Here is a 26,638-nt window from a genome sequence, read left to right as displayed (position 1 = left end):
ACAACCTTCTTTCAAAATATGTAATTTTATTATACAATAAGTTAAAATTACTATGTAGATTTTTAGGGTAATAGGGTGATAAGTCATACATTTGTAATCGTTGCGCCGGGAAGGAACGGATGGGCATGTGGAAAGAGGCGGTTATTTATCTTGCGGCATTCATACTGGCTCTTTTGGCGATTTGGTTGTTGCCGCTTGGGTTCAGTCGAGCCGGGGGTGCAGTAGTTGTCGCAGTTGCGTTTCTCATCGCGGTATTAGCTCGACTGGCCGAATCGGTCGTGCCGCTTTGGCAAATCGTGCTGTTGCTCGGGCTCTTGCTGGCTGCGGTTTCGTATTTATTCGACCGCCGGTTTGGCACGGTCCTCTATCGGTCGGTAACGGAAAAGGAAGAAGATGACGAGACGAATGATGCTCGGATAGAAAAAACGGTGCGCTTGATGAAGCCGATAGACCATAACGACAAAGAAGCGGATCAGCGTGAGGCAAATGACTTGAACGACGGACGCCAGCAAACAGCGTTCAGGCAGGAACACGGACATGTCGCTCCTGAGGTTGCTTTGCCAAATGCAGCGGTGCGCCTTCATGACGGTTTGGAAGCGGACGAACCCGCTTCAGACGGGCTTGAACCAGCGCTGAAAGATTCGGCTTCAGCGTTGAACGAACCGACGACCGCTGTCGATGAGCCGAGGCTGTCTTCAGATGAATCGATGTTAAGGTTAGATGACCTAGGGACAGCTTTAGGTGAGCTAGGGGCAGCGGTCAAACATGCTGAGGACTTCGAACGGGAAAAAGAGCGTACGGAACGTTCTGCCGCGCTGCTGTCGGAATTGGCAAGCCATGCGGAACAACGTGTGCCTTTCTCTTTGGAGTCCATTGCCTTGGGGGAAGATCGCAGGGCGGTTGAGCGTGAAGAAGAGCGCTCCGCCTTTTCGCCTGCCTTGCTTCCGATGCAGGTGGACGATGAGGAGCAACCTTCCGATTCCGCTTTTGAGTCGGTCATTGCAGCTGATGAGCCGGCACGCCCCTCGCATGACTGGCTCGATGAGCTGCCGGTCGCTATGACGCCAGATATCGAAGCAGCGGCGTTGCAGGCGGAAGCAGCCGCTGGCTCCCTAGCGAATGATCACGATGACTGCGATTTGTTGCAGGCAATCGATCGGAGTGACGCCGCTTCCCTGTTGACTTTTTTTGAAGCAGATAACGACTATGGCGATGAAAGCGAGCTCATTTCCGAGCAGGAAGCGTTGCTTGAGTGGACGTCTGTGAAAGATGCGCCGCCGGACATAACACAAGTTTCGCTGTCGGAAGTGGGTAGCGTTACTGAGCAAATAGGGGAAACGGATGAGGAAAACGCACTGTTTGAGCAACAAGGAGAGCGACAAACAAAGCAGAACCGACAAGCTGGGGTCGGATACTGCGAGCTCGAGGAAGATAGGCGAACCGGCAGGAAGAGAGGGAGCGAATAACCTGAAGAGCAATAGGAAGAAGACAGACGGCTGAACCGGAAAACGGTGCGCACAGAAGGCGTGCCGCTGGGTATCTTGCAATGGTGTCTTAATTACCGCTGTTTTAATGCTGCCGTCTACGCTCGCTGTCTTTATCGACACTTGAGCGCGCTGCTTTCCGATTGCGATTATTACATATTGGCTCGTTTGTGAATGGAACATTATGTAATAGAACGACGGGTCGACAAGTTATGATGCAGATGCACGCCTATTATTCGTTGTCAGAACAACGCTTCACAAAGAGGGTGTGCACAAGTTGCAAGAAGCAGGTCCGGGTGTCATCGTCAATATCTCAATGAATATGGAAGCATAACAGGAGGAGGGTCGGCAGTGGAAAAAGCGACCCCGTGGAAATTGTTCGCTGTGATGGCCGTTTGTACGATCTATTTTATTACTTTTTCGCATTTCGGCACCTTTGCCTATAATGCGTTAATTCCGGATGACGGCCGCTTAAGTGCGGGAACGGCAGTCGGACCGGTTTCATTGGCGAATATGACAGTGCCCGAAGCCCATGAGGCGGTGACTAGCCGAGTGAACCAATGGAAGGCGACCGCATCCATTCCGTTGCGATATCAAGAAAAACAGATCGACCTGTCGGCGGATGTTTTTACGTTCCGTCTCGAAGAAAGTATGAAGCGGCTCATTGATGGGAAGCACACCCCGCTTTTTGTCATCATGGATTTGGAAAAGTGTCTCAAAGCAGTGGAAGCTGTCGTTCCGCTAGCGCCGCTCGAGGCGCTGGATGTCAAGCGGCTTGGGGAGGACTTAGAGAAACGGGCGGCTCAGCTGCAGTCGCCGTCTTCCCCCATTGACTTAGCAGGCTACATATCGTTTCCGGACGGGAACGAGCCGGTTGTCAGTGAAGCAGCTGTACCGTTGTCTGATGCGGCGGCTGCCCTCTGGCTGTCGACGGAGCGGCGTGCGACGATCAAAGCGGGGCAGCTGTTTTCGCTTGATGATTGGCTTAAAAAGGAAAAGGCGGATTTCAGTGATGGAGCGGCCGATTTGATCGCTTCGGCGGTTTATCAAGCGGTGCTAAAAACGAATTTTGCTATTGCCGAGCGCTACACGAGCCGCACGCTGCCCGACGGAGTAACGCCCGGTTTTGAAGCGGCCATCAGCAATGGCCGCGATTTGGAATGGCTCAATCCAAACACAACTGATTACACGCTTTGGCTTCGGTATGACGGGCAAAGCGTACACGCTGAGATCTCCGGCTTGCCATTTGTCTATCAATATATCATTCGCACCGGTGAAGCGGTGAACATCGAACCGCGCACAGTTGTTCAATATGATGCGCGCTTGGCGCCGGGGGATAAGCAAACGAAACAAATGGGCCGCTTGGGGCTGTTTGTCGAGGTGACGCGCGAGGTGCGCGACGGGCCGCGTCTCGTCCGCAAGGAAACGGTCAGTGAAGATTTTTATCCACCGACATACACGATTGAAGTGCGCGGTCTCGAGATCCCGAAAAGCAGCGTCGAGCCAAGCAGTGATGAGGAAGGCGAAAGCGGCGAATCAACGGAAAGCGAAAACGGTGAATCGATGGAATCACCGAACCCGACAGCAACAGAAAATAGCGAAGAGAATACAAGGGACAAACCGGTGCCAAAAGAAGGCGATGAAGCGGACAGCCGTGAAAATGCGCCTACTGCCAGCGGTAAAGGGGAGACGGAAGCGAGCGGAGGGGGAGAAAAATGAGCAAAAAGCAAGAACGGAAACGGCTTGGCGATTTGCTTGTCGAAGCGGGATTAATTACGAAAGAGCAGCTCGCCGAAGCGCTACGTGAGAGGGTGCCCGGACAAAAGCTTGGCGATGCCTTGTTGCAGCGCGGCTACATTACCGAGCAGCAGCTGATTGAAGTGCTTGAGTTCCAGCTTGGCATTCCCCATGTCAGCTTATACCGCTATCCGATCGATCCGAAAGCAACAAGCCTTGTGCCGAAAGAATTCGCCCGCCGCCATATGGTGATGCCGCTCAAAGTCGAAGGCGAGCGGCTGCTCGTCGCTATGGCTGATCCGATGGACTTTTTCGTCATTGACGATCTGCGTCTTTCAACCGGGTTTCAAATCGAGACGGCGATCGCCTCGAAAGACGATATTTTAAGAGCCATTAATAAATATTACGACATTGATGAGGTGTTTGCTGATTTTGTGCAGGCATCGCCGCTGGAGGTGCGCGAAGACGAACAGGCCGATGACGATGATTCCCCGATTGTTCGGTTGGTGAATCAAATTTTGCAGCTTGCCGTTGAGCAGCGGGCAAGCGATATTCATATCGATCCGCAGGAGACGAAAGTGCTCATTCGCTACCGGATCGATGGTCTCCTCCGCACCGAGCGGGCGTTGCCGAAACATATGCAAAGCATGTTAACAGCGAGGATTAAAATTTTAGCCAATATGGATATCACGGAACATCGCATTCCGCAAGACGGCCGGATGAAAATGGATATCGATTTCCACCCCGTCGATTTGCGTGTTTCCACACTGCCAACGGTGTACGGCGAGAAGATCGTTATGCGTGTCCTCGATCTAGGGGCAGCCTTGAATGACATTCATAAACTCGGCTTTAATTCGGTGAATTTGGAGCGTTTCATCCGCTTAATTGAACGGCCAAACGGCATCGTGCTGATCACTGGGCCGACCGGTTCAGGAAAATCGTCGACGTTATATGCCGCCTTAAACCATTTAAACCGAGAAGAAGTGAACATCATTACGATTGAGGATCCGGTCGAATACCAAATTGAAGGGGTTAACCAAATTCAAGTGAACCCGAACGTCGGCTTGACGTTCGCTCAAGGGCTTCGCTCGATTTTACGTCAAGACCCGAACATCATCATGGTCGGGGAAATTCGCGACCGCGAGACGGCCGAAGTGGCGATTCGCGCCTCGCTCACTGGGCATTTAGTGTTAAGTACGCTTCATACGAACGATGCGTTAAGCACGATCACCCGCTTGATCGACATGGGGATTGAACCGTTTTTAGTGGCGACATCACTCGTTGGTGTCGTGTCACAGCGGCTCGTGCGCCGCGTCTGTCGCGACTGTCAAGAAACGTATGAACCGACAAAGCGGGAGAAAGAAATTTTCGCCCGCCGTGGAATCGAGGTGCAAACACTCGCCCGCGGTCGCGGCTGTCCGATGTGCAATATGACTGGTTACCGCGGCCGGCTGGCGATTCATGAGCTGCTCGTCGTGACCGATGAGATGCGGCGCGTCATTTTAAATAATGAACCGTTTTCGAAATTGCGCGAGCTCGCTATTCAAAGCAAAATGATTTTTTTGCTTGATGACGGGCTATTGAAAGTGAAGCAAGGGATAACGACACTCGAAGAAGTGCTGAAAGTAGCCATTTTGCATTGATAGGTGAGATCCATGAAAGAAAAACTTGAGGCGTTATTACGTGCCGCCTTTGAATGCCGTGCGTCCGATGTGCATTTAACTGTCGGCGCACCGCCGATTTTTCGTGTAGACGGGGAACTGAAAGCATACGGCCATGAGCGGCTTCGTCCGGAAGAGACCGAACAAATGGCAAAAGCCATCATTCCACCGCCGCTTTGGCAGCAGTTTCAAGAAACAGGGGAGCTCGACTTTTCGTACGGCATAACCGGAGTTTCCCGCTTCCGTTTAAATGTGTTTAAACAGCGGTCGTGTGTTTCTTTAGCTGTGCGCCTCATTCCGATGCGCATCCCGACACTTGAGGAGCTTGGCATGCCGGCCGTCTTAAAACGCATCGCCGAAAGGCCGCATGGGCTCGTGCTTGTCACCGGGCCGACCGGCAGTGGTAAATCGACGACATTGGCAGCCATGATCGACTATATGAACAAAACGATGTCCAAACATATCATTACGCTCGAAGATCCGATCGAATATTTACATAAACATGGAAAATCGATCATCGACCAGCGTGAAATCGGGTTTGACACCGGCAGCTTTGCCGCTGGTTTGCGCGCTGCACTTCGCCAAGATCCGGATGTCATTTTAGTCGGGGAAATGCGCGATTTGGAGACGATTCAAACGGCGATCACCGCCGCGGAAACGGGGCATTTCGTATTAGGCACGCTGCATACGGCAAGCGCGCCGGCGGCGATCGAGCGGATGATTGACGTTTTTCCGTCGGCCCAGCAGACGCAAATTCGCTTGCAGCTCGCTTCCGTTCTTGTCGCAGTCATCGCCCAACGTCTGTTTCCGAATAGCCGGGGGAACGGACGAGTGGCAGCGTTCGAAATTTTAATCAATAATTCCGCGGTCGCCAACTTAATTCGTAATGAAAAAGAACATCAAATCGTTAACGTGATGCAAACAAGCAAAAACGTTGGCATGCAGACGATGGAAATGAGCATCAAAGAGCTTGTGGCCGACGGGCGCATCGATCCACGTGCAGCCGAGGCGTATTTGGTAGGGGAGCGTGGCGAACATGGCACAATTTAAGTACGAGGGGCGCGATCGGAGCGGGCGAAAAAAGGCGGGGATGATCACCGCCGTCTCGCGGCGCGAGGCAGCCATCAAACTGCGGGAAAAAGGGATTCGCCCGATGGTGCTTACTGAAGTGCCGCCATCGATATGGAACAAAGAAATTTCGTTCGGCCGCGCTGTGAAGCCGCAGCACTTTGTCATTTTTTTGCGCCAGTTTGCGACGCTCGTGCGCGCAGGGGTGACGATTGTTGACTCGGTTCATATTTTAGCCGAGCAGACCGAGAGCAAGTCGCTTGCTCGGGCGCTTTCGGACATCGAACAGTCATTGCGCGGCGGGAATCCGCTCTCGACGGCCGCGGCGCGCCATCCACGCCTGTTTCCGTCGCTGTTTGTCAACATGGTGCGCGCTGGAGAGGCGAGCGGAACGCTTGACGAGACGCTCGACCGTCTTGCTGATCATTTTGAAAAAATGCACCGGACGCGGCAAAAAATCGTCTCGGCGCTCGCTTATCCGATCGCTATTGCCATCATCGCCACGGCGGTCGTCATCTTTTTGCTTGTGGCTGTCGTGCCGGCGTTTGTGGAGATGTTTGCCGATTTTCACGCCGAGCTGCCGGCGATTACGAAGTTTGTGCTCAAAACAAGCAACGTGATGCAACATTACTGGTGGGCGATGGTGCTGCTGATCATGGGCGTATACGTATTGTTCATCGCTCTCCGGCAGCGAAAGGAGGTGAAGTATTATTTCGATTACGCAGCGATGCGGCTGCCGATTTTTGGCAAACTTGTGCAAAAGGCGGCGCTCGCCCGTATGACGCGAACGCTTAGCTCGCTCGTCTCGAGCTCGGTGCCGATTTTAGAGGCGCTGGCCATCGTCGGGCGCGTCGTTGAAAATGAAGTGATCGCTTCCGTCCTTGATGAAGCACGCACCGCCCTTGAGCGCGGCCAGTCGCTCGCCGAGCCACTCCGTCGCCATTGGGCGTTTCCGCCGCTTGTGGCGCAAATGATCGCCATCGGCGAACGGACGGGGGCACTTGACGCCATGCTCGGCAAAGTCGCCGACTTTTACGAAGCGGAAGTCGACGCCGGCACCGATCGCCTCAAATCGCTCATCGAACCGATCATGATCGTGCTGCTTGCTGGTGTTGTCGGGACTATCGTCACCTCCATCATCATACCGATGTATGATATTTTCGGTCGTGTCCAACAATAGTCAATAAGAATATATTCTTATTTTTATTTCCTCGTTATAGAATAGTAGGGGCAACATTCTAATTTAACAGAAAGGGAGAGGGAATGATGTTGAAGCGAATCATCAAAAACGAGCGTGGTTTGACACTCATCGAACTGCTCGCCGTCGTCGTCATTTTAGGGATTATCTCGGCGATTGCGGTTCCATCGATTGGGGGATTGATTGACAATTCGAAAAAGGATGCGCATGTCGCCAATGCGCAGCAAATGATCAATGCAGCGAAAATTGCAGTGACGGCGGATAAAAGTCTTATACCTGATGGCAGTAAGCCCGTAAAAATTGAACTGAAGAAACTAGAGAGCAATGGATATCTAGAAAAAGTAAAAGATCCAGATGGAGGAACTTATAATAAAACTGACTCGTATGTCATGATTAGCAATGATAATAATAAATTGTCTTACAGCGTTAAATTGATTAATGATAAACGGGGCGTTCAGAATGATAATGGAGAAGCTGTCAATGAAAATAAATTAGATCGTAAACAAGTTAGAAACAATTCATCTCAAAATCCTGAAAATAACTCCTTATGAGGACCATGGTCTTAAGCTATTTATTTATTATTTCCCTTCTCCTCGCCTCCTTTTTTAACGTCGTCGGGCTGCGGGTGCCGGTCGGGAAGTCGATCGTCCGGCCGCGGTCGCATTGTCCGGCGTGCGGGCGGACGTTGTCGGCGAGGGAGTTGGTTCCGGTTGTGTCGTATGTTGTGCAGCGCGGGCGGTGCAAAGGGTGCGGGGGGCGCATTTCCCCCCTTTACCCGGCGATGGAGCTCGCGACGGCTATCTTGTTTACCGCTGCACCAACGTGGGTCGGTTGGGGTGGACGGCTTATTATCGTTTGGACGTTGATTGCGCTTTTTGCCATTATCGTTGTTTCTGACCTTCGCTATATGCTCATCCCGGACCGGGTGCTTGTGGTATTTGCCGCCTTGTTTTTGATAGAACGGCTCTTCATTCCGTTTTTGCCGTGGATGGACATGCTCATTGGTGCGGCGGTGGGGTTTTTGTTGTTACTGCTGATTGCCGTGCTATCAAAAGGCGGGATGGGCGGCGGCGATGTAAAACTGTTTGCCGTGCTTGGATTTGTGCTTGGCTGGAAAATGGTGTTGCTCGCGTTTTTCTTGGCGGCATTGTATGGTACAGTGATCGGGTTGGTCGGCATGGCGCTCGGCCATGTGCGACGCGGCGTGCCGATGCCGTTTGCGCCGGCTATTGCGCTCGGGACGCTGACAGCGTTTTTCTTTGGCGAGGCGATGGTGCGTGCGTATCTTTCGCTTATGATGTAGGACGGTAGAAAGGAAGCAGACAACCATGGCGTTATGGCGGCGAAAGGCAAAACAAGCGAATATTGTCATTAAAGACCATGTCGTCCGTTGTGTGGAAGCGAAGCCGGGGAATCCGCCGGAGGCGAAGCGGTGGGGTGAGCGCGAACTACCGCCTGGCCTCATTCGCGACGGAAAAATCGTTGATGCGGAAACATTGGCGATGATTTTAGAGGAATGCGTCGACGAATGGAAGCTTGGCGGGCGGCGCGTCCGCTTTGTCGTCCCCGATCCGTTTGTCATGATCCGCACCGTGTCGCTTCCTCCTCATTTGCCGGACGATGACATTCGCGGATATTTGTTTATGGAACTTGGTGAATCGATCCCGCTTCCGTTTGCCGATCCGGTGTTCGACTACGCGGTGGTCGAACGGACGGAAGAGGCGCTAAACGTGCTATTGTTTGCTGCACCGGAGGAAGCGGTGGCGGAATATGCGGCGCTCCTTGAGGATGCTGATTTGCGGCCGGTGGCGGCCGACGTGTCGCCGCTTTGCGCTTACCGTCCGTTTTATGCCGCCGGACAAGCAGCGGCAGATGATCATATTTTGCTCGTGCAGCTTGATCGCTCGGCGGTGAATGTAAGTGCCTTTCACCGCCATTTGCCGCTGTTTATGCGCCATTTGCCGCTTGAGATGCTCGAGGAGCGAACCGTGCCGATCGTTGACCCGTTTGTGGATGTGTATAAGGAAATCGAGCGGATGATGAACTTTTATTCATTTTCTCTCCAACAAGGAAAACAGCAAATTACGCGCCTGTTCCTCATCGGTGATCACCCGCAGCTTGCCGATGCCTTCGCTGCCTTGGCGGAGCGGCTTGACGTACCGCCCGAGCGGCTTTCCTATTCACTCGATCCGCTGCCGGACCGGTATCATCTCGCCTGGGGGCTGGCGTTGAAAGAGGGAATGACTGACGATGATCGTTGACATCAACTTATTGCCGCGGAAAGAGCCGCGCCATACGTTCGGCGTCGTGTTGACGGTCTTGGTCATCCTTCTTCTCCTCATCGGCGCCGCCGGGGGATACTGGCTGATGGAACGTGCCAACAGCCGTCAAGCGGCGCTTGAAGCGGAATTGAAGCAAGTGCGCGCCCTGCAGGCCGCGACGGCCGCCAAACAGAAGGATGCCGAGCAACAGCAAGGGAGGCAAGAGCTGTCCAAGGCGGTGGAGTGGGCGAACCGCTATCCGTTTAAAACAGTGCCACTGTTGCGCGCGTTGACAAAAGAGTTGCCTGAGCGCGGCTTTATCATGAAATTTTCCTATGCCGACCGGCAGACGGTGACGATGACGGTTCAGTTTGATACCGCCGAAGAAGCGGCCTATTATTTAGCCCGGTTAGAGGCGGTGGACATAGTCAAAGAGGTGAAGCTGACAGAGGTTTCTGCCAGCAGCCAAAGCGGTGAAGTTGAGACGGAAATGATCGTGCCGCGCTATATGGCGCAATATGAGCTAAAAATCGGCCAAGCCGAAAAAAAGGAGACATCGCCATGACCGGTCGCGTAAACAAATGGCTAGCAGTTTCCATTGTATTGCTGCTTGTTGCCGCTGTCGGCACCGCGTTTTATTTTCTCTTGTTAGCGCCGCGCTACCAGGAAATTGACCGGCTCGCCGCCATGGTGCAAAGCGAGAAAAAAGTGCTCGCTGCCATGGAGCAAAACGTTTCGCCAAAGGAAGGAGAGGCGTTGGAAAGCCTCGCCGCGCTGCAAAAAAAAGTGCCGACCCGCCCGCTCATCGACCAACTGTTGCTTGAGTTTCAAAAGGCGGAGTACGTCTCGGACAGCTTATTGGTAAATATTCGCTTTTCCGAAAAGGAGCAGGTAAGCAGAGATGAAACGGGTGCTCCACCAACTAGTATTGAGACGGTGAGTGCGCAGCTGACGGTTCAGTCGCCATCGTATTACCAGCTTGAACGATTTTTAGAAACGTTAGAGCGGGCTGAGCGCATTATGGCCATTGAGTCGCTCACGTTTACCGGGCCGCCAGAGTTGACCTCAACGTCAACGGATATCCATCCGTTGACGTATTCGCTAACAGTTCGCGCCTTTTATGCACCGAAGCTTGAAAAATGGAAACAGCTCCTGCCGGCACGGGATGTTCCGCCGCCAGGCGACAAGGATAACCCGCTGACAGAAATCGCGCCATCGGTGAGTCCGTAGCTAGTCGGAGGGGCGACCATATTGGGGCGGGTAAAGCGTGGAATGACGCTCATCGAGCTCCTTGTTGTGTTGGCGATTGTCGGTATTGTCGCTGTGATTGAAAAGGCGCGCGAGCGGGCGTTTGTTTCCGATGCGTATGGCTTGTATGAGGTGGCGCGGCTGTATGTCGGCGCAGAAAGCGTCGAGTTTTTGCCGGCTCGTTCATCGGCGGTATTGTCCTATAGTGAACTGGTGAAACACGGCTTGCTTCACCCGATCCAAGATCCGTTTACCGGGAACGTACTATCCATAGAGACGAATCCGTCGTACGTGCTCGTGACGAAACAGGAAGGCGACGGGATCGACTATGCCGTTTGTTTGAAAGAGGAGACGAAGCAGCTTTGCGATTACCGGGGACGCGAACAGCCGATTCCTGTCGAGGCGTTAACAAGCGAAGCGATTCGTGACCGGTAATGTCGGAAAATGAAGAAAAGAAGCGGGAACAAGACGACAAATGTCTTGTTCTTTTTTTTTTCATTTATGGTAAGATGGGCGAAAGAAATCGAAGCACGAAGAAGGGTGGTGACAAAATGGACAAGCAGCGCTCGGGCATTACGGTGAACATTAACGGACATCCGCAGCCGTTTACGATCAGGCGCCCATCGGAAGGGAATCAGCCGGACGAGCCTAGGGAGCACCGATCTGAAGAGCGCCCTTCTGCAACTCCCGCCAATGATGGAAAACCGGCCGATCGTCATCAAGCGTGTTCGTCTCAAGCGGACGGTCGACAAACGGATGAAAATCAAAGAAACGGTCGGCAAATCGGTGAACAAAAGGCGGAAAAGCAGGCGTTTGAAACGGTCAAAGAGGAAGAAGCGGCCGCCCTGGAAGAGGTGGACGAACAAACCATCTCGATTTCAGAAGCGATTCAAAAAAAGAAGAAAGCCGGCCAAAAGCGGTGGGCGTGGCGATTGCCTCCGCATGCCAAGTCACTGTTTCTAGCGGCGGCGATTGCCGCTTTCGTTGGCATGGCGTTTGGTATGACGATGCTTCGCCTGATTCCGAAGGAAAAAGCAGAGCCGTCGCCGGCAGCTGAAGCGATGACGGAACTCGCCGAAGCTGGAACAGCGACGGATGGAGAACGTGAGGAAAGTACGATACCTGCGCCATTTTCGATCGCAGTGATTCAAGCCGGGGTTTATTCCGACTCTAAGGCAGCCGCACGAGCAGCCAAATCGATTCAAGAAGCGGGCGTGCCGGTCGTCATTGCCGGCCAGAAGCCGGCGGCGCTCTATATTGCGGTCGGCACGGATAAGGAAGGGTTGCGGGCGGTCAACAACAAATATCGTGAGGCTGTGCCAAGCACGTACGTGAAGGAGCTGGCGTTTGCTGCCGAAACGAAGGCGCGGTCGGATATCGTACAAAAAGGAGAGAAATTGTACGGAAATATGGCAGCGCTCTCTGCCGCTTTGCTTGCCGGCAAGGATGCAAGCAAAGAGGAATGGCAAGCGTTGAGCAAGGCGTACGGTTCGTTGGAAAAAAGCAAAGTATCAAACGACAAAACGGTTCAAAACTATGTCGAAGCGCTAAAGCAGGCGTATTTGGCGCTTGCCGCCTACAAAGAAAATCAAGACGAAGCGCTGCTTAGCAAAGCCCAACAACAGCTGCTTGAGGCGCTAAGCACGTATATGGAACTCGTGCCGTTGCGGAGCTAAAAACAGGCTCCGTTTTTTCTTTTTTGCTTCTTGACTGTGGAAAATTGTCTTCCGGTGAAAAATTTGCTACGATACAAATGAATCTTCCGAACCGAAGCGAAGGAAAGGAGAATGGTTCATGCCCCCACGGTTAGTACTTGCTTCCCGCTCCCCGCGCCGCAAACAGCTCCTCGAGATGACCGGTTGGCCGTTCGATGTGCAAGAAAGCCAAGCCGATGAAACGATCGCTCCTGGAACACCTCCTGAAGAAGCTGTTCAAATGCTTGCCCGCCGGAAAGTCGAGGCGGTCATGCCGTCGATACCCGATGCTTACATTCTCGGGGCTGACACGATGGTTGTGTACGGTGATCGCTTTTTAGGGAAGCCGCATACCGCCGAAGAAGCATTTGATATATTGCGCCTTTTGTCTGGGCGGACGCATGATGTGTGGACTGGTGTCGCCATTGCAACGCCGAATGGAGAAGTGGTGTCGTTCGCTGAAAAAACGGCGGTGACGTTTTGGGAGTTAAGCGAAGAAGAGATCGCCGCCTACATTGCGACCGGGGAGCCGATGGACAAGGCAGGGGCGTACGGTATTCAAGGACAGGCCGCCCTGTTTGTCAAACGGATTGAAGGCGATTATTTCAATGTCGTTGGCCTGCCGCTGTCGCGGACGGTAAGAGAACTGCGCCGATTCGGGTGGCCGTCGTCGGGAGCGTAGGCGTGCAAAACGTGGGCGGCTGGCCGCTCTTTGGGCAGGCCCAAAAAGCGTCCCTAAGCGGTGTTTGCTCCTCAATTGAAGGGGAGACGATGATCACAAAAAAAGGGGAGATACGATGACGTGGATGATTCGTGACGTGCCGAAAGACAGCCGGCCGCGTGAACGGTTGCTGGCATCCGGGCCGGAAAGCTTATCCGATCATGAGTTATTGGCGATTTTGCTGCGCACCGGGACGAAAGACGAGTCAGTCGTGCAGCTCGCCCAGCGTGTTCTCCAGCATTTTGAAGGGCTGAGGCTGCTGAAAGACGCGACGGTTGAAGAAATGACCAGCATTAAAGGAATTGGCCCGACGAAAGCGGTGCAAATTTTAGCCGCGCTTGAGCTTGGCCGGCGCATTCACCAGTCCGGCTACAATGACCGCTATGTCATCCGTTGTCCGGAGGACGGAGCCAAATACGTGATGGAAGATATGCGCTTTTTATCGCAAGAACATTTTGTTGCCATTTATTTGAATACGAAAAACCAAGTCATCCACCGCAAAACGGTATTCATCGGAAGTTTAAACGCCTCAATTGTCCATCCACGCGAAGTGTTTAAAGAGGCGATCAAACGATCCGCCGCCTCGGTCATTTGCGTGCATAATCACCCCTCTGGCGATCCGACCCCAAGCCGTGAAGACATCGATGTCACAAAACGGCTCGCTGAATGCGGACGCATTATCGGCATCGAACTCTTGGATCATCTCATTATCGGCGACCAAAAATTCATCAGTTTGAAAGAAAAAGGATACGTCTAACGGTTCTCATTTTTTGTCGAATCAGGTATAATATCAATTATGAGTTTTTCTGAATCTGCTTGGGCGGTGCTGTACAACTTATAAATGACTGACATCCGACCAATTTTGCCAATATAAAGATGATACGCATTTCGTTTCGGAAAGGAAGATCGACAATATGCTTGGGTTTGGAACAAAAGATCTTGGAATCGACTTAGGGACAGCGAATACACTTGTTTACGTAAAAGGAAAGGGCATCGTGCTCAGAGAGCCGTCAGTCGTTGCTATTCAGCGCGATACAAAGCAAATTGTCGCCGTTGGCAATGAAGCGAAAAACATGATCGGGCGCACGCCGGGCAACATTGTGGCGCTGCGGCCGATGAAGGACGGCGTCATCGCTGATTATGAGACGACAGCGACCATGATGAAGTACTACATCCGCAAGGCCATCAAAACGAAAGGGATATTTGCGAGCAAGCCGTATGTGATGGTATGTGTACCGTATGGCATCACAGCGGTCGAAGAGCGGGCGGTCGTTGATGCGACACGCCAGGCTGGAGCGCGCGATGCGTATACGATTGAAGAACCGTTTGCGGCGGCAATCGGTGCCAACTTGCCGGTATGGGAGCCGACCGGCAGCATGGTTGTTGATATTGGCGGCGGCACGACCGAAGTGGCGGTTATTTCGCTCGGCGGCATCGTGACAAGCCAGTCGATTCGCGTTGCCGGTGATGAAATGGATGAGGCGATCATCCAATATATCCGCAAAATGTACAATTTGATGATCGGCGAGCGGACGGCGGAAGCGATCAAAATGGAAATCGGTTCAGCTGGAGATGTAGAAGGAATCGGCAAAATGGAAATTCGCGGCCGCGACTTATTGACTGGGTTGCCGAAAACGATTGAAATTAGCGCGGAAGAAGTAGCAGAGGCGTTGCATGATACCGTTTATGCGATCGTCGATTCGGTGAAAAATACGCTTGAAAAAACGCCGCCGGAGCTGGCTGCCGACATTATGGATCGCGGCATTGTATTGACGGGCGGTGGGGCTTTGTTGCGCAATTTGGACAAGGTCATCAGCAAGGAAACGGACATGCCGGTCATCGTGGCTGAGAATCCATTGGATTGCGTGGCGATAGGCACCGGCAAAGCGCTTGACCATATTGACTTGTTCAAAAACAAGGCGAGAGACCATCGCTGACAGTAAGAAGGTGCTGACGCATGTCACAGTTTTTTGGAAATAAGCGCCTCATTTTTTTGCTTGTCAGCATTGTCATTCTTGTCATGTTGATCGGTTTTTCGTTGCGCAACCGTGAGGAACTGACATGGCCAGAGCAGTTTATTAAAGACACTGCTGGGGGTATTCAGCTTCTGTTTGAGAAGCCCGCACAGTTTGTCGCGGGCTTCTTTGAAAATGTGAACGACCTCCGCCATACATATGAGGAAAACGAGGTATTGAAAGCAAGGCTTGAGGAATATACGGCACTGCAGACAGAGGTCGAGGCGCTGCGCCAGGAAAATGAGCGGCTGCGCGAGCTGCTTGATAAAAAGGAGAGCTTGCGCGACTTTATTCCGATTCAGGCAACAGTGATCGGGAGAAACCCGGAGCGTTGGCGGGAGACGATCATTGTCAACAAAGGAATTCAGCATGGGGTCAAAAAAGATATGGCGGTCATTACCCCGGCCGGGCTTGTCGGCAAGGTGCAGCACGCTTCCCAATTTACGTCCACGGTGCAACTGTTAAGCGCGCTTGATCAAAACAACCGCATTTCCGCCTACGTCCAAGGGAATGAAAATGTATTTGGGTTAATCGAAGGGTACGATGAAAAGCGGCGTGAACTAGTGCTCGGCGAAATTCCGATTGATGCCGAAGTGAAAAAAAAGCAAAAAGTGTTGACTTCCGGCCTCGGTGGTGTGTTTCCGAAAGGATTGCCGATCGGCGAAGTGACCGAGGTCAAACCAGATCAGTACGGACTGACGCAAATCGTCTATGTCAAACCGTTTGCCAACTTGTATGATATTGACGATGTAATGATTGTGAAACGAAAAATCGATAAGACACTGCAAGAAGAGGAGGAGGCAAAGTGAAAAAGTGGCAGCTCCCTTTCCTTGCGGTGTTATGTTTTGTCAGCGAAAGCATTTTTGTTGATGTATGGCCGAAGGGTGACTTATATATTCGCTATTTTTTTGTGCCCCGTTTTTTTCTCGTTTTTTTAGTGCTAATGGCTGTTTACCTTGGCGGGACGCGGGCGATGGGCTACGGCTTCATTTTCGGGTTCCTATATGATTGCATCTATACGGAACTGCTCGGTGTTAACGCCTTTGCCTATACGCTCATCGCCTATATAGCGGGCAAAGCAACAAAATGGTTTCACCAGAGCTGGGCGGTTGCGTTTTTGTTATCGGTGTTGGCTATTGCCCTGCTTGACAGTTATGTGTACGGCATTCAGCTGTTGATCGGGCGGACAGATTGGTCGTTTTCTGTTTTTTGGGATCGCCGGTTATGGCCGACGCTGCTGTTAAACATCGCATTTTTGCTCATCTTCTCGTACCCGCTCGGACGGTGGCTGACCAAAATTCGCCGATTGGAGCAGGAAGAATAAAAGAGGAAAAACGGCCCGTTCTGTAGAATTATTCGTTGGGGTGAACGTTGTGGCAAAACAAAAGCAGCAGTACGTGACGATTAAAGGGACGAAAGATGGGCTGACGCTGTATCTTGATGACCGCTGCTCGTACGATGATTTAATGAAAGAAATTGAGGAGCGTCTCGTCAAACGCTCCAGCGTCGCGGCCAACAGCCCGCTCGTCTCCGTTCATCTGAAAGTTGGAAATCGCTACTTAACGCCCGCCCAAGAGGAGGAGTTGCGAGCGCTCATCCGCCGTTCGAAAAACTTGGTCGTCGATTCGATCGAGAGCAATGTGATATCGAAAGCAGAAGCGATCGAATGGGTACAGAAAACGGAAATCGTCACTGTCTCGCGCATTGTTCGTTCCGGGCAAGTGCTTCACGTCGAGGGGGATTTGCTGCTGCTCGGTGATGTGAACCCCGGTGGAACGGTGATTGCCGGAGGCAACATTTTCATCCTCGGCGCCTTGCGCGGCATCGCCCATGCTGGATACGCTGGGAATAAAGAGGCGATCATTGCCGCGTCAGTGATGAAGCCGATGCAGCTGCGCATCGGCGATGTCATGAATCGTGCTCCCGATTACAAAACGGACGAAAGAAATGAAATGGAATGTGCTTATATTAATGAACATAATCAAATTGTTGTTGACCGCCTGCAGCTGCTCATGCATTTGCGGCCGAATTTGACGCGCTTAGAAAGGAGAATGTAACCGTGGGAGAAGCGATCGTCATTACTTCCGGGAAGGGCGGTGTCGGCAAAACGACGACGACCGCGAACCTTGGGACGGCCCTCGCCATTTTGGGGAAGCGGGTGTGCCTCGTCGATACGGACATCGGGCTGCGCAACCTTGATGTCGTGTTGGGGCTTGAAAACCGAATTATTTATGATTTAGTGGATGTCGTTGAAGGACGCTGTACGGTACAAAAAGCGCTTGTCAAAGATAAGCGGTTCGATAACCATTTGTATTTGCTGCCGGCGGCGCAAACGAGCGATAAGTCGGCGGTCAATCCGGAACAGATGAAAGAGATGATCGAGCAGCTGAAGCAAGAATACGATTATGTGCTCATCGACTGTCCAGCCGGCATTGAGCAAGGCTACCGCAATGCCGTCGCCGGTGCGGATGAGGCGATCGTCGTCACGACACCGGAAGTATCGGCCGTTCGCGATGCGGATCGCATCATCGGCCTGCTTGAAGCGGAAGAGCACGTCAAGCCGCCACGCCTCATCATCAATCGCATTCGCAGCAATATGGTGAAAAACGGAGATATGTTGGATGTTGATGAAATTGTCATGCACTTATCGATTGAGCTGCTCGGCATTATCGTCGACGATGAAAACGTGATCAAAGCGTCTAACCGCGGCGAGCCGATCGTCCTTGACCCGAACAGCAAAGCGTCAATCGCTTACCGCAACATCGCGCGCCGTATTCTTGGCGAGTCAGTGCCGTTGCCGCCACTTGAGGAAGAAGAGAAAGGACTGTTCTCTAAGATTCGGAAAATCTTTAGTTTGAAATAGAGGAATGGGGCAATTCCGAGGGGAAATTGCCCTTTTTGTTTTGCTCATCGTTCGAGGAAGGCTCCGGCATACAGCGGCTCAGCATGAGAGAATATGGGGGTAAAAGGAAAACCCAAAAGGCCGTTTGCCCTCAACAAAACATCAGATATAGACTGACGGATTCGTTTGATATGTGTATATGGTGGTAGAAAGGGTGTCTCGTTGCTTTAGAGACGCCCTCTTTTTTATAATGCTGCAAGTATTTTAGTAAGGTGGATGGGGAACCTGATGCAAACAAGGCTTCTTAGAAAATAGTTAGGATGTAAACACGTCCGTCTTTGGAAGCGAGGAGCCTTGGCCATAGAGATGGGCTCGGTGAAAAACGCTTGTTCATATTCAATGAGGTTGTCTCATAAATTAGTACAAACGTTGTTAGAAAGGTGGAGGGGGGACATATGGACCGACGCATTCGAGAGATGAAAAAGCGAATTGAAAAGCGGCGAAAAGAGCGCCAATATCAATCAAAAAAGCGAAAGGAGCCGGTGTGGGGGATAGCGGACGAGGAACGGTACGGGCTGCCGGTCGTCACGTATGACCGCTATTCGTTTGAATCAGAGTCCCATCCGCTGTTCCGCAAAGAGTGGTTTCTTTTTAAAACGCTCATCGCCGCCTGTCTCGTGTTAGTGACCGCCATTTTGTTCAGGCATCCATCCGCTTCGCTTGAACCGGCACGGCAGTTTGTCGTGCGGACGATGGAAACAGAATTTCAGTTTGCGGCTGTTTCGGCTTGGTATGAAAACATGTTCGGCGAGCCGCTCGCCTTTTTTGCGCCAAAAAAAGGGACAAAAACGGAAATAGCGTCCTCATACGCGGTGCCAGTTTCCGGTCGAGTGCTTGAAAGCTTTGACGAAAATGGTCAAGGGGTGATGATCGAAACAGAGAGTGAGGCGAAAGTCGAAGCGATGAAAGAAGGGATCGTCACGTTTGCCGGCACGAAGGAGAAGCTCGGAAAAACGGTCATCATTCAGCATGCGGATGGCAGTGAGACGTGGTATGGCCATTTAGGCACCATTTCGGTGAAGCTGTACGATTTTATCGAGATGGGAAAAGAAGTCGGTACCGCCCAGGCGAGTGATAAAGAAAAACAGAAAGGGTTGTTTTATTTTGCCATTAAGCAAGGGGAGCAATTTATCGATCCGATCCAGGTGATCTCCTTTGAATAAGTATCTAGGGCTGCTTGGAAAGTTGCACGTTCATCCGTTATTATGGCTGATCGGCGGCATGGCGGTATTGACTGCCCATTTTAAGCAGCTTTGTTTGCTGTTTTTTATCGTTCTTGTCCATGAACTTGGCCATGCGGTGGCAGCGGCGTTTTTTTCTTGGCGGATAAAGAGGATTTTGTTGCTGCCGTTCGGCGGAGTGGCAGAAGTAGAAGAGCATGGAAACCGTCCATTCCGCGAAGAATGGATTGTCACGCTCGCCGGACCGGCACAGCATCTTTGGTTGACAACGGCTGCGTTTTTTTTGTGGAAGGCGGGCTGGATGGATGACGGGAGTTGGGAATTGTTTTTCCGTTATAACGTGGCTGTTTTTAGTTTAAATTTGCTGCCGATCTGGCCGCTTGACGGCGGTAAACTGCTGTTTTTGCTGTTGTCGTATCACCGTCCGTTCAGCGAGGCGCACCGGAAGATGGTTGCGATATCAGCGGCTGTGCTGGCGGCCAGTATCATCCTTTTGCTTGTATTCATGCCACGTCAGCTTGATTTATGGACGATTGCAGTCTTTTTGGCGTATGCGCTTTGGCAAGAGAAAAAACAACATCCATATATTGTTATGCGCTTTTTGCTTGAGCGGTATTACGGGAAAAAGGGGGATTACGCAAGGCTGCAGACGATCACCGCCCCAGCGGACGAGCGCATCTCTGCTGTGCTGCAACGCTTTTATCGCGGCCAAAAACATGCGATCGTCGTCGTCCGCAATGGACGCGAACGGACGGCGCTTGATGAAAACGAACTGTTGCACGCATTTTTTGCTGAAAAGCGGACTGATGCGCCGCTTGGCGCTCTCATTTATTGATGACGGCTGGCCGTTTGAACCGTTTCATTCCCCTCTGGGGAGAAGATTGCGGTTGACGGCCGGTCGTTTGTATGTTACTATAGTTAACGTTGTAGACTTTTTGTCCCTTAATAGCAGGGACAAAAGAGGGCGGCTGTCGCAAAAAGACGCACCCGTACTACAACCGCTCAGCGCGGGTTGTGAAGTGTTCCGGTTGGAACCGCCTTGACGCTGGCGAGTCTGAGTTCATAAAGGAGGTGCGAGGCATGTACGCAATTATCGAAACTGGCGGTAAACAATTGAAAGTACAAGAAGGCCAAGAAATTTACATTGAAAAATTGGATGCTAATGAAGGCGATACGGTGACGTTTGACAAAGTGCTGTTCGTCGGCGGGGAAACGGTGAAAATCGGAAATCCGACAGTCGAAGGTGCGACGGTTACGGCGAAAGTGCAAAAGCACGGCCGACAAAAGAAAATTATCGTCTTCAAATATAAAGCGAAAAAGAACTATCGCCGCAAACAAGGCCACCGTCAGCCATATACGAAAGTCGTCATCGAAAAAATCAACGCGTAAGCGATGATCCGCGTCACGATTGAACGGGAAGCGGACGGCCGCATTCGCGCGTTTACGATGGATGGGCACGCCGAGTTTGCCAAGCGCGGGCAAGATATCGTATGTGCCGGCGCTTCGGCCGTCTCGTTTGGCACCATCAATGCCATCGAGGCGCTCACCGGCGTTCGCCCGCACGTTTCGCTTGGCCAAGACGGAGGCTATCTTCGCTGTGAGCTTCCGAAGTTGGAAGAAGCAGCGACGGCAGAGAAAGTGCAATTATTGTTGGAAGCGATGGTCGTCTCGTTAAAGACGATCGAACGCGATTACGGGAAGTTTATCCGCGTGACATCTATCTAGCAGGAGGTGACTGCTATGCTGAGACTCGACTTGCAATTTTTCGCTTCGAAAAAAGGGGTCGGTTCGACAAAAAACGGCCGTGATTCGATCGCAAAACGTCTTGGTGCGAAACGCGCTGACGGTCAATTCGTCACTGGCGGCTCGATTTTGTACCGCCAACGCGGAACGAAAGTTCATCCGGGCTTGAACGTTGGCCGCGGCGGCGATGACACGCTGTACGCGAAAATCGACGGCATCGTTCGTTTCGAGCGGCTCGGCCGCGACCGGAAACGTGTCAGCGTCTACCCGGTTAGCCAAGAAGCGTAATTTGTTTCGGAGAAAAACTCTAACCATTCCGGTTAGGGTTTTTCTTTTTGTCCTTGAAAAATCGTTCCCGTTTAATGTCAGAAAATGTTATAGTAAAAGTGAATGGCCTCTTGATGAAGAAGAGGCTGAAGAAAAGACGGTGTGGGAAACTGCGCCGCATGAATAGGGGAGCAGTGAATGGAAAAGCGATGGACGGTCGTTGAAGTGATGCGCCATGCCCGCCATGACTGGCTGAATAAAATTCAGCTCATTAAAGGTCATTTGGCGCTCAATAAAATCGAACGGGTGCAGGAAGTCATTAATGGCATTATCGGTGAGATGCAGCAGGAAACCCGGCTGACGAACTTGAAGGCCGAGCGATTCGCCGAACTTGTCATGACTTACAATTGGGAGCCGCGCCCGGTTAGTCTTGAGTATGAAATCACGGGCGGCGAAGCGGATTTGTCATTGTATGACAAACGGTTGACCGAATGGTGTCGCGAGTTTCTTCGCTTGCTTGAGATGCAGGCCGATAGACGGACGGAAAACCATGTGTGCTTGTCGATCGAGCTGTCTTACGGGCGGGCCTTGTTGTTTTTTGATTATCGTGGCGCATGGCAGGACGAGGAAGCGGTTCGTGCTTGGTTGGAACGATGCGAGCCGGCGCCGCCGCTTCGGCTTGTATCGTTTGCTGTCGGTGCGGAAGAGTTGACCGTGGAGCTTGAGCTGCTGATCCGCTCTGAAATGACTTATTCTTGAGCACATATTGACAGCATTGAATTGGCTCTGTATACAATAATAAGTATTAGTTACACTAATTTCGCCATGATGGAAGCGAATCGGAGGAACAGCTATGTTTGTCGATCAAGTGAAAATTTACGTCAAAGGTGGGGACGGCGGCAACGGTATGGTCGCGTTTCGCCGTGAAAAATATGTCCCAAAAGGCGGGCCGGCTGGCGGAGACGGCGGTAAAGGCGGCGACGTTGTGTTCGTCGTCGACGAAGGGCTGCGGACGTTAATGGATTTCCGCTACCAACGCCATTTTAAAGCGCCGCGCGGCGAAAACGGCATGTCGAAAAATCAGCACGGCAAAAATGCTGAAGACTTGCTTGTCAAAGTGCCGCCGGGGACGGTTGTCATCGATGCCGATACAAACGAAGTGCTCGCCGATTTGACCGAACAAGGACAGCGGTTTGTCGTCGCCAAAGGAGGGCGAGGCGGGCGAGGAAACACCCGGTTTGCGACCGCGGCTAATCCGGCGCCAGAGATCGCGGAAAACGGCGAGCCAGGCGAGGAGCGGAACGTCATTTTGGAATTAAAACTGCTCGCTGATGTTGGCCTTGTCGGGTTCCCAAGTGTCGGCAAATCGACGTTATTGTCCGTCGTTTCAGCAGCAAGACCGAAAATTGCTGAGTACCACTTTACGACACTCGTGCCGAATTTGGGCGTCGTCGAAACGGAAGACGGCCGCAGCTTTGTCATGGCTGACTTGCCGGGGCTCATCGAAGGCGCCCATGAGGGGGTCGGCTTAGGACATCAGTTTTTGCGGCATATTGAACGGACTCGCGTGATCGTCCATGTCATCGATATGGCCGCGGTGGAAGGGCGTGATCCGTATGACGACTATGTCGTCATCAACGAGGAGTTGAAGCAATACAATTTGCGCTTGACTGAACGGCCGCAAATTGTCGCAGCTAATAAAATGGACATGCCAAACGCCGAAGAAAATTTGCGCCGCTTTAAAGAGAAAGTCGGCGAGGCAGTGCCCGTCTTTCCGATTTCAGCAGCGACAAGGCAAGGGGTGCGCGAGTTGCTGTTTGCCATTGCTGATTTGCTCGAAACAACGCCGGAGTTTCCGCTCCATGAACTGGAAGAGCCGGCAGTGCAGCGCGTCGTGTACAAATACGAAAAAGAGGAGCTGCCGTTTACCATTACCCGCGGCAGCGATGGGGCGTTCATTTTGTCGGGTGAAAAAATTGAGAAACTGTTTAAAATGACCGACTTCTCGCGTGAAGAATCGGTGCGCCGCTTCGCCCGCCAACTGCGTGCCATGGGAGTCGACGACGCGTTGCGCGAGCGCGGAGCGAAAGACGGCGACACCGTCCGGCTGCTCGATTACGAATTTGAGTTTGTCGATGACTGGGATGAACGATAAAAGCGGAGGAAGGTGCGGTGGAGAAAAAATTTTATTTAGTGCGCGAAGACATCTTGCCGGAAGCGATGAAAAAAGTCGTGCTGGCGAAACAGCTGCTTGAGCGGAAAAAAGCCGCCTCGGTTGCCGAGGCGGCTCAGCTCGCCAACATTAGCCGCGGCGTCTTTTATAAATACCGCGATGCCATTTTTCCGTTTCAGGCGGTGACGAAAGAAAATATCGTCACGTTGTTTTTTCATTTGGAAGACCGCTCGGGCACGTTGTCACAGCTGCTTAGCGTCGTAGCAGCGGCAGGCTGCAATGTGCTGACGATCCACCAGACGATCCCACTGCAAGGACGGGCGAACGTGACGCTTTCCGTCAGCACAAACGATATGCATGAAGACATTGATGAACTGTTGGCAAAACTTAGGGGGCTTGAATTTGTCGAAAAAGTTGAAATTGTCGGCTCGGGAGTGTATTAAAGCAAGGGAGAGGCAAACGAGATGAGAATCGGCTATTTAGGACCGAAGGCGACGTTTACTGAAGCGGCCGTTGCGGCGCTATTTCCATCAGAGCCGCGACAGCCGTACGCCACGATTCCCGACTGCATCGATGCTGTCGCTGCTGGGGAAATTGAGGCAGCGGTTGTGCCGCTTGAGAATGCGTTGGAAGGGTCGGTCAATTTAACGCTCGATTATTTAATCCATGAACAGCCGTTGCCGATCATCGGTGAAATCGTTGTTCCGATTGAGCAGCATTTCATGGTGCATCCGTACTATGCACCGCATTGGCGGGAGATTAAAGAAGTGTATTCACATTCGCATGCCATTGCTCAGTGCCGCAAATTTTTACATACGGTGCTCAAAGGCGCAAAGCAAGTGCCCACGACGTCAACGAGCGCCGCTGCCAAATTTGTCAGCGAACATCCGCACTTGCCAGTGGCGGCGATTGCCAATCGGCTCGCAGCGAGCGAATACGGCTTGACGATTGTGCAGGAAAATATTCATGATTATGATTACAACCATACGCGCTTTATCGTCGTCAGCCGAAGCAGGCAGCCGCTTTCGCCTGATTCGCCGCTTTATGCCGGCGACAAAACGACCATTGTTGTCATGTTGCCGCAAGATCAGCCTGGTGCGCTCCACCAAGTGCTGTCGGCGTTTGCTTGGCGGCGGCTGAACTTGACGAAAATCGAGTCGCGCCCAGCGAAAACAGGGCTTGGCAACTACTTTTTTATCATTGATATTGACGCACCGATGGATGATGTCCTCATCCCGGGAGCGATCGCCGAAATCGAAGCGCTCGGCTGTACGGTGCAACTGTTAGGCAGCTATCCATATTACTTTGTCTAAAACACCAGGGTGTCCCAAAACTAGGAGGACACCCTTTCCTATCATGGCATATGTGTACTAGGTCATTTTATGAGAGACGAGATGTTATCTCCCTCGTAAAGAACGATACCTTTTGAATCAGCCTCTTTTGCCTTCCACCGCTGCTACACTTCTTTTTTTCATCGCTCTCTTATCTCCTATTGCCCGCTTTGCTTAGGTGAAAAATGCTGCACGTTCTGTTTAGCTGCTGTGGAACGCCCGTTTTGGTGGCGGGACAGGAGCGTGCAAATGAAGAGGGGTTAGGCCTCGATTAAAAATCCCGCTTGTTTTAAGGCACGGCAGGCGGCGTCGAGCTTTTCTGGTGAGTCAGCTTCGAGCGTATGCAAATGCGTCCCATCGGTCAGCTGCAATAAATATGCTGATTTTGTCGCTTCAATTTTGGCGATAAACTGGTCGACTTCGAAGCGGTTGCTGACCATGACCGATGCAATTAAATCGCCATAGACCGGATGTTCAATTTTGACATCTTTTACCGTTACACCACAGTCGACAAGCAAATACAGTTCTTCTTTTGTCTGTTCCGGTGTATGGGAGCAGGCGATGGTTCGCGTATACGTTTGCGTCGGTTCGGCCGGCTTTAAATACAAATATCCTTGGCTTGTCGCGATAATAGGTTCGTTGCGTGCCTTTAACAGCGAAATATCTTGGACGATTACTTGGCGGCTGACGTTCGTTTTTGCTGCCAATTCTGCCCCGGTGAGCGGTGTCTCGCTTTCTTTCAGCCATTGCAAAATGAGCTGGCGCCGCGCTTCTCCTAAAATTTTCTTTTCTTCTTTCACCTTGTCCATACCTCCTTTCGCGTTCGGATAAACTGTTCTAATGTGGAGATCAATTGATCGATCTCTATTTCCCGCGTGGACGTACCAAGTGATACACGGACGAACTGCTTTGCCTCCTCTGGGGTTTTGCCGACGGCAAGCATGGTGCGCGACGGCGCCTGCAATCCGACTTGGCAGGCGCTGCCAGTTGAAATGGCAATACCGGCACGGTTGCATTCCAGCATGACGAGCTGCCCTTCAAAACCGGTAACAGACAACCCGACAATATGGGCAAGTCGACAGCTAGGATGGCCTTCAACGGCAATCGGCAGCTGTTTGGCTGCTATGGCGTCAAGCAGCCGGCGGCGCAGCTGTTCAAATCGTGTCTGTTCACCTTCCATCCGTTCGTAAAGCTGCTTAGCGGCAGTGAGGAAGGCAACGATCCCCGGCACATTGACTGTTCCGGGTCGGAAGCCGGATTCGTGTGTCGTCCCTGGAAAAACGGGTTTCCAATGAAGGTGCGGGTCGATGTAGACGGCTCCGACGCCTTTTGGACCGTACACTTTATGAGCGGAAATCGATACGCTGTCAATCGCCATCGCCTTAACGTCTAGCTGTATTTTAGCAAAAGTTTGCACGCAGTCGCTATGAAAAAGGATGCCGCGCGCTCGCAACAGGCGACCGATGTCAGCAAGCGGCTGGATGGTGCCGATTTCCGAGTTGGCATGCTGGATGGAAGCGAGGATCGTCTGCGGTGTGATGGCCCGTTCCAAATCAGCGAGACGGATGCGACCGAATCGATCGACGGGCAAATACGTCACCGCATATCCTTCCGTTTCAAGCTGTTGAAACAAATGATAAAGTGAGGCGTGTTCGACTTCGGTAGTGATTAAATGATTCCCTTTGTGGCGGTGGGCGGCAATGAGCGACCGAATGGCGAGCACATTTGCCTCCGTGCCGCCGCTTGTGAAATAAATCCCTTCTGCTTCCCCGTTGATCATAGCGGCAAGCTCACGCCGGCATAGCGTCAGCAATTGCTTCGCTTTCGTGCCGACGTCGTGCAGGCTACTTTCATTGCCAAAATAAACGGCCGCTGCCTCAGCATAAGCCTCGATGGCTTCTTTGCACATTGGTGTCGTCGCTGCGTAGTCCAAATAAATCATATTCTCCCGCCT

At 52.1% G+C, this 26,638-nt stretch carries 30 protein-coding genes and 1 other annotated feature; of the genes, 28 read left to right on the top strand and 2 right to left on the bottom strand.

What is annotated here, in order from left to right:
- Nucleotides 1-119 precede the first annotated feature (119 nt).
- From NSQ22_RS13735 to pheA, 28 genes are all read left to right on the top strand, one after another.
- A complete protein-coding gene (locus NSQ22_RS13735) occupies nucleotides 120-1,466 on the top strand; it encodes a hypothetical protein (protein WP_011887916.1) in 1,347 nt (448 codons plus the stop codon).
- A gap of 369 nt (nucleotides 1,467-1,835) precedes the next feature.
- Nucleotides 1,836-3,203 carry a VanW family protein gene (locus tag NSQ22_RS13730; RefSeq protein WP_008881089.1) on the top strand — a complete coding sequence of 456 codons (1,368 nt, stop codon included), beginning with the start codon at nucleotides 1,836-1,838 and terminating at the stop codon, nucleotides 3,201-3,203.
- The gene (locus tag NSQ22_RS13725; protein ID WP_008881088.1) at nucleotides 3,200-4,864 is read left to right on the top strand and encodes an ATPase, T2SS/T4P/T4SS family; all 1,665 of its coding nucleotides are present in this window, start codon (nucleotides 3,200-3,202) and stop codon (nucleotides 4,862-4,864) included. Before NSQ22_RS13730 ends, NSQ22_RS13725 begins: the two co-directional genes overlap by 4 nt.
- A gap of 12 nt (nucleotides 4,865-4,876) precedes the next feature.
- Nucleotides 4,877-5,932, top strand: coding sequence for a type IV pilus twitching motility protein PilT (locus tag NSQ22_RS13720; protein ID WP_008881087.1), 1,056 nt, complete (start codon nucleotides 4,877-4,879; stop codon nucleotides 5,930-5,932).
- The gene (locus NSQ22_RS13715; RefSeq protein ID WP_081156941.1) at nucleotides 5,919-7,130 is read left to right on the top strand and encodes a type II secretion system F family protein; all 1,212 of its coding nucleotides are present in this window, start codon (nucleotides 5,919-5,921) and stop codon (nucleotides 7,128-7,130) included. Before NSQ22_RS13720 ends, NSQ22_RS13715 begins: the two co-directional genes overlap by 14 nt.
- An 86-nt stretch (nucleotides 7,131-7,216) precedes the next feature.
- Nucleotides 7,217-7,699: a type II secretion system protein gene (locus tag NSQ22_RS13710; RefSeq protein ID WP_171355523.1), complete on the top strand. Its 483-nt coding sequence runs from the start codon at nucleotides 7,217-7,219 to the stop codon at nucleotides 7,697-7,699.
- Nucleotides 7,700-7,704: 5 nt separating this feature from the next.
- Nucleotides 7,705-8,451, top strand: a complete 747-nt coding sequence (locus NSQ22_RS13705) for an A24 family peptidase (RefSeq protein ID WP_011887913.1) — start codon at nucleotides 7,705-7,707, stop codon at nucleotides 8,449-8,451.
- Nucleotides 8,452-8,476: 25 nt separating this feature from the next.
- Nucleotides 8,477-9,409, top strand: a complete 933-nt coding sequence (pilM, locus tag NSQ22_RS13700) for a pilus assembly protein PilM (protein WP_008881083.1) — start codon at nucleotides 8,477-8,479, stop codon at nucleotides 9,407-9,409.
- Entirely contained in the window at nucleotides 9,399-9,974 is a 576-nt protein-coding gene (locus tag NSQ22_RS13695; RefSeq protein ID WP_008881082.1) for a fimbrial protein, read from the top strand. Before pilM ends, NSQ22_RS13695 begins: the two co-directional genes overlap by 11 nt.
- Nucleotides 9,971-10,639 (top strand): pilus assembly protein PilO, encoded by a 669-nt coding sequence (locus NSQ22_RS13690; RefSeq protein ID WP_011887912.1) that lies wholly within the window; start codon nucleotides 9,971-9,973, stop codon nucleotides 10,637-10,639. The genes NSQ22_RS13695 and NSQ22_RS13690 overlap by 4 nt, the downstream gene beginning before the upstream one ends.
- A gap of 18 nt (nucleotides 10,640-10,657) precedes the next feature.
- Nucleotides 10,658-11,092, top strand: coding sequence for a prepilin-type N-terminal cleavage/methylation domain-containing protein (locus tag NSQ22_RS13685; RefSeq protein ID WP_029760654.1), 435 nt, complete (start codon nucleotides 10,658-10,660; stop codon nucleotides 11,090-11,092).
- A 74-nt stretch (nucleotides 11,093-11,166) separates the two neighbouring features.
- Complete coding sequence (locus NSQ22_RS13680) at nucleotides 11,167-12,333, top strand: stage II sporulation protein D (protein WP_339263639.1); 1,167 nt, start codon at nucleotides 11,167-11,169, stop codon at nucleotides 12,331-12,333.
- 118 nt (nucleotides 12,334-12,451) lie between these two features.
- A complete protein-coding gene (locus tag NSQ22_RS13675; protein ID WP_008881078.1) occupies nucleotides 12,452-13,033 on the top strand; it encodes a Maf family protein in 582 nt (193 codons plus the stop codon).
- A gap of 115 nt (nucleotides 13,034-13,148) precedes the next feature.
- Nucleotides 13,149-13,829 (top strand): DNA repair protein RadC, encoded by a 681-nt coding sequence (radC, locus tag NSQ22_RS13670; protein ID WP_008881076.1) that lies wholly within the window; start codon nucleotides 13,149-13,151, stop codon nucleotides 13,827-13,829.
- A 157-nt stretch (nucleotides 13,830-13,986) separates the two neighbouring features.
- Nucleotides 13,987-15,009 carry a rod shape-determining protein gene (locus tag NSQ22_RS13665; RefSeq protein ID WP_008881075.1) on the top strand — a complete coding sequence of 341 codons (1,023 nt, stop codon included), beginning with the start codon at nucleotides 13,987-13,989 and terminating at the stop codon, nucleotides 15,007-15,009.
- A gap of 20 nt (nucleotides 15,010-15,029) precedes the next feature.
- Complete coding sequence (gene mreC / locus NSQ22_RS13660; RefSeq protein WP_008881074.1) at nucleotides 15,030-15,896, top strand: rod shape-determining protein MreC; 867 nt, start codon at nucleotides 15,030-15,032, stop codon at nucleotides 15,894-15,896.
- Nucleotides 15,893-16,411 carry a rod shape-determining protein MreD gene (gene mreD, locus NSQ22_RS13655; protein ID WP_011887910.1) on the top strand — a complete coding sequence of 173 codons (519 nt, stop codon included), beginning with the start codon at nucleotides 15,893-15,895 and terminating at the stop codon, nucleotides 16,409-16,411. The genes mreC and mreD overlap by 4 nt, the downstream gene beginning before the upstream one ends.
- 40 nt (nucleotides 16,412-16,451) lie before the next feature.
- Nucleotides 16,452-17,144: a septum site-determining protein MinC gene (gene minC, locus NSQ22_RS13650; RefSeq protein WP_008881071.1), complete on the top strand. Its 693-nt coding sequence runs from the start codon at nucleotides 16,452-16,454 to the stop codon at nucleotides 17,142-17,144.
- Nucleotides 17,145-17,146: 2 nt separating this feature from the next.
- Nucleotides 17,147-17,950 carry a septum site-determining protein MinD gene (gene minD, locus NSQ22_RS13645; protein ID WP_008881070.1) on the top strand — a complete coding sequence of 268 codons (804 nt, stop codon included), beginning with the start codon at nucleotides 17,147-17,149 and terminating at the stop codon, nucleotides 17,948-17,950.
- Nucleotides 17,951-18,384: 434 nt separating this feature from the next.
- Nucleotides 18,385-19,152 (top strand): M23 family metallopeptidase, encoded by a 768-nt coding sequence (locus NSQ22_RS13640; protein WP_011887908.1) that lies wholly within the window; start codon nucleotides 18,385-18,387, stop codon nucleotides 19,150-19,152.
- A complete protein-coding gene (locus tag NSQ22_RS13635; protein ID WP_029760656.1) occupies nucleotides 19,145-20,005 on the top strand; it encodes a M50 family metallopeptidase in 861 nt (286 codons plus the stop codon). Before NSQ22_RS13640 ends, NSQ22_RS13635 begins: the two co-directional genes overlap by 8 nt.
- Before the next feature lie 151 nt (nucleotides 20,006-20,156).
- Nucleotides 20,157-20,236: a sequence feature (ribosomal protein L21 leader region), on the top strand.
- A 14-nt stretch (nucleotides 20,237-20,250) separates the two neighbouring features.
- A complete protein-coding gene (rplU, locus tag NSQ22_RS13630) occupies nucleotides 20,251-20,559 on the top strand; it encodes a 50S ribosomal protein L21 (RefSeq protein WP_008881067.1) in 309 nt (102 codons plus the stop codon).
- 3 nt (nucleotides 20,560-20,562) lie between these two features.
- A complete protein-coding gene (locus NSQ22_RS13625; protein ID WP_011887906.1) occupies nucleotides 20,563-20,895 on the top strand; it encodes a ribosomal-processing cysteine protease Prp in 333 nt (110 codons plus the stop codon).
- A gap of 15 nt (nucleotides 20,896-20,910) precedes the next feature.
- Nucleotides 20,911-21,201, top strand: coding sequence for a 50S ribosomal protein L27 (gene rpmA / locus NSQ22_RS13620; RefSeq protein WP_008881065.1), 291 nt, complete (start codon nucleotides 20,911-20,913; stop codon nucleotides 21,199-21,201).
- 177 nt (nucleotides 21,202-21,378) lie between these two features.
- Nucleotides 21,379-21,939 carry a sporulation initiation phosphotransferase B gene (locus NSQ22_RS13615; protein WP_008881064.1) on the top strand — a complete coding sequence of 187 codons (561 nt, stop codon included), beginning with the start codon at nucleotides 21,379-21,381 and terminating at the stop codon, nucleotides 21,937-21,939.
- A gap of 94 nt (nucleotides 21,940-22,033) precedes the next feature.
- Nucleotides 22,034-23,335, top strand: coding sequence for a GTPase ObgE (gene obgE, locus NSQ22_RS13610; protein ID WP_011887904.1), 1,302 nt, complete (start codon nucleotides 22,034-22,036; stop codon nucleotides 23,333-23,335).
- A gap of 17 nt (nucleotides 23,336-23,352) precedes the next feature.
- Entirely contained in the window at nucleotides 23,353-23,796 is a 444-nt protein-coding gene (locus tag NSQ22_RS13605) for an ACT domain-containing protein (protein WP_008881062.1), read from the top strand.
- A gap of 21 nt (nucleotides 23,797-23,817) precedes the next feature.
- Entirely contained in the window at nucleotides 23,818-24,666 is an 849-nt protein-coding gene (gene pheA / locus NSQ22_RS13600) for a prephenate dehydratase (RefSeq protein ID WP_011887902.1), read from the top strand.
- Nucleotides 24,667-24,944: 278 nt separating this feature from the next.
- Here pheA and NSQ22_RS13595 read toward each other — a convergent pair whose 3' ends face one another.
- Both NSQ22_RS13595 and NSQ22_RS13590 read right to left on the bottom strand, forming a co-directional pair.
- Entirely contained in the window at nucleotides 24,945-25,493 is a 549-nt protein-coding gene (locus NSQ22_RS13595; RefSeq protein ID WP_011887901.1) for a transcription repressor NadR, read from the bottom strand.
- Nucleotides 25,481-26,626, bottom strand: a complete 1,146-nt coding sequence (locus NSQ22_RS13590; RefSeq protein WP_008881059.1) for an IscS subfamily cysteine desulfurase — start codon at nucleotides 26,624-26,626, stop codon at nucleotides 25,481-25,483. The genes NSQ22_RS13595 and NSQ22_RS13590 overlap by 13 nt, the downstream gene beginning before the upstream one ends.
- Nucleotides 26,627-26,638: the final 12 nt, after the last annotated feature.

Source organism: Geobacillus sp. FSL K6-3411, from assembly GCF_037965715.1.
Taxonomy (GTDB): domain Bacteria; phylum Bacillota; class Bacilli; order Bacillales; family Anoxybacillaceae; genus Geobacillus; species Geobacillus thermodenitrificans.
The sequence above is the reverse complement of the archived record's forward strand: the minus strand, read 5'-3'. Positions and strand labels throughout refer to the sequence as shown.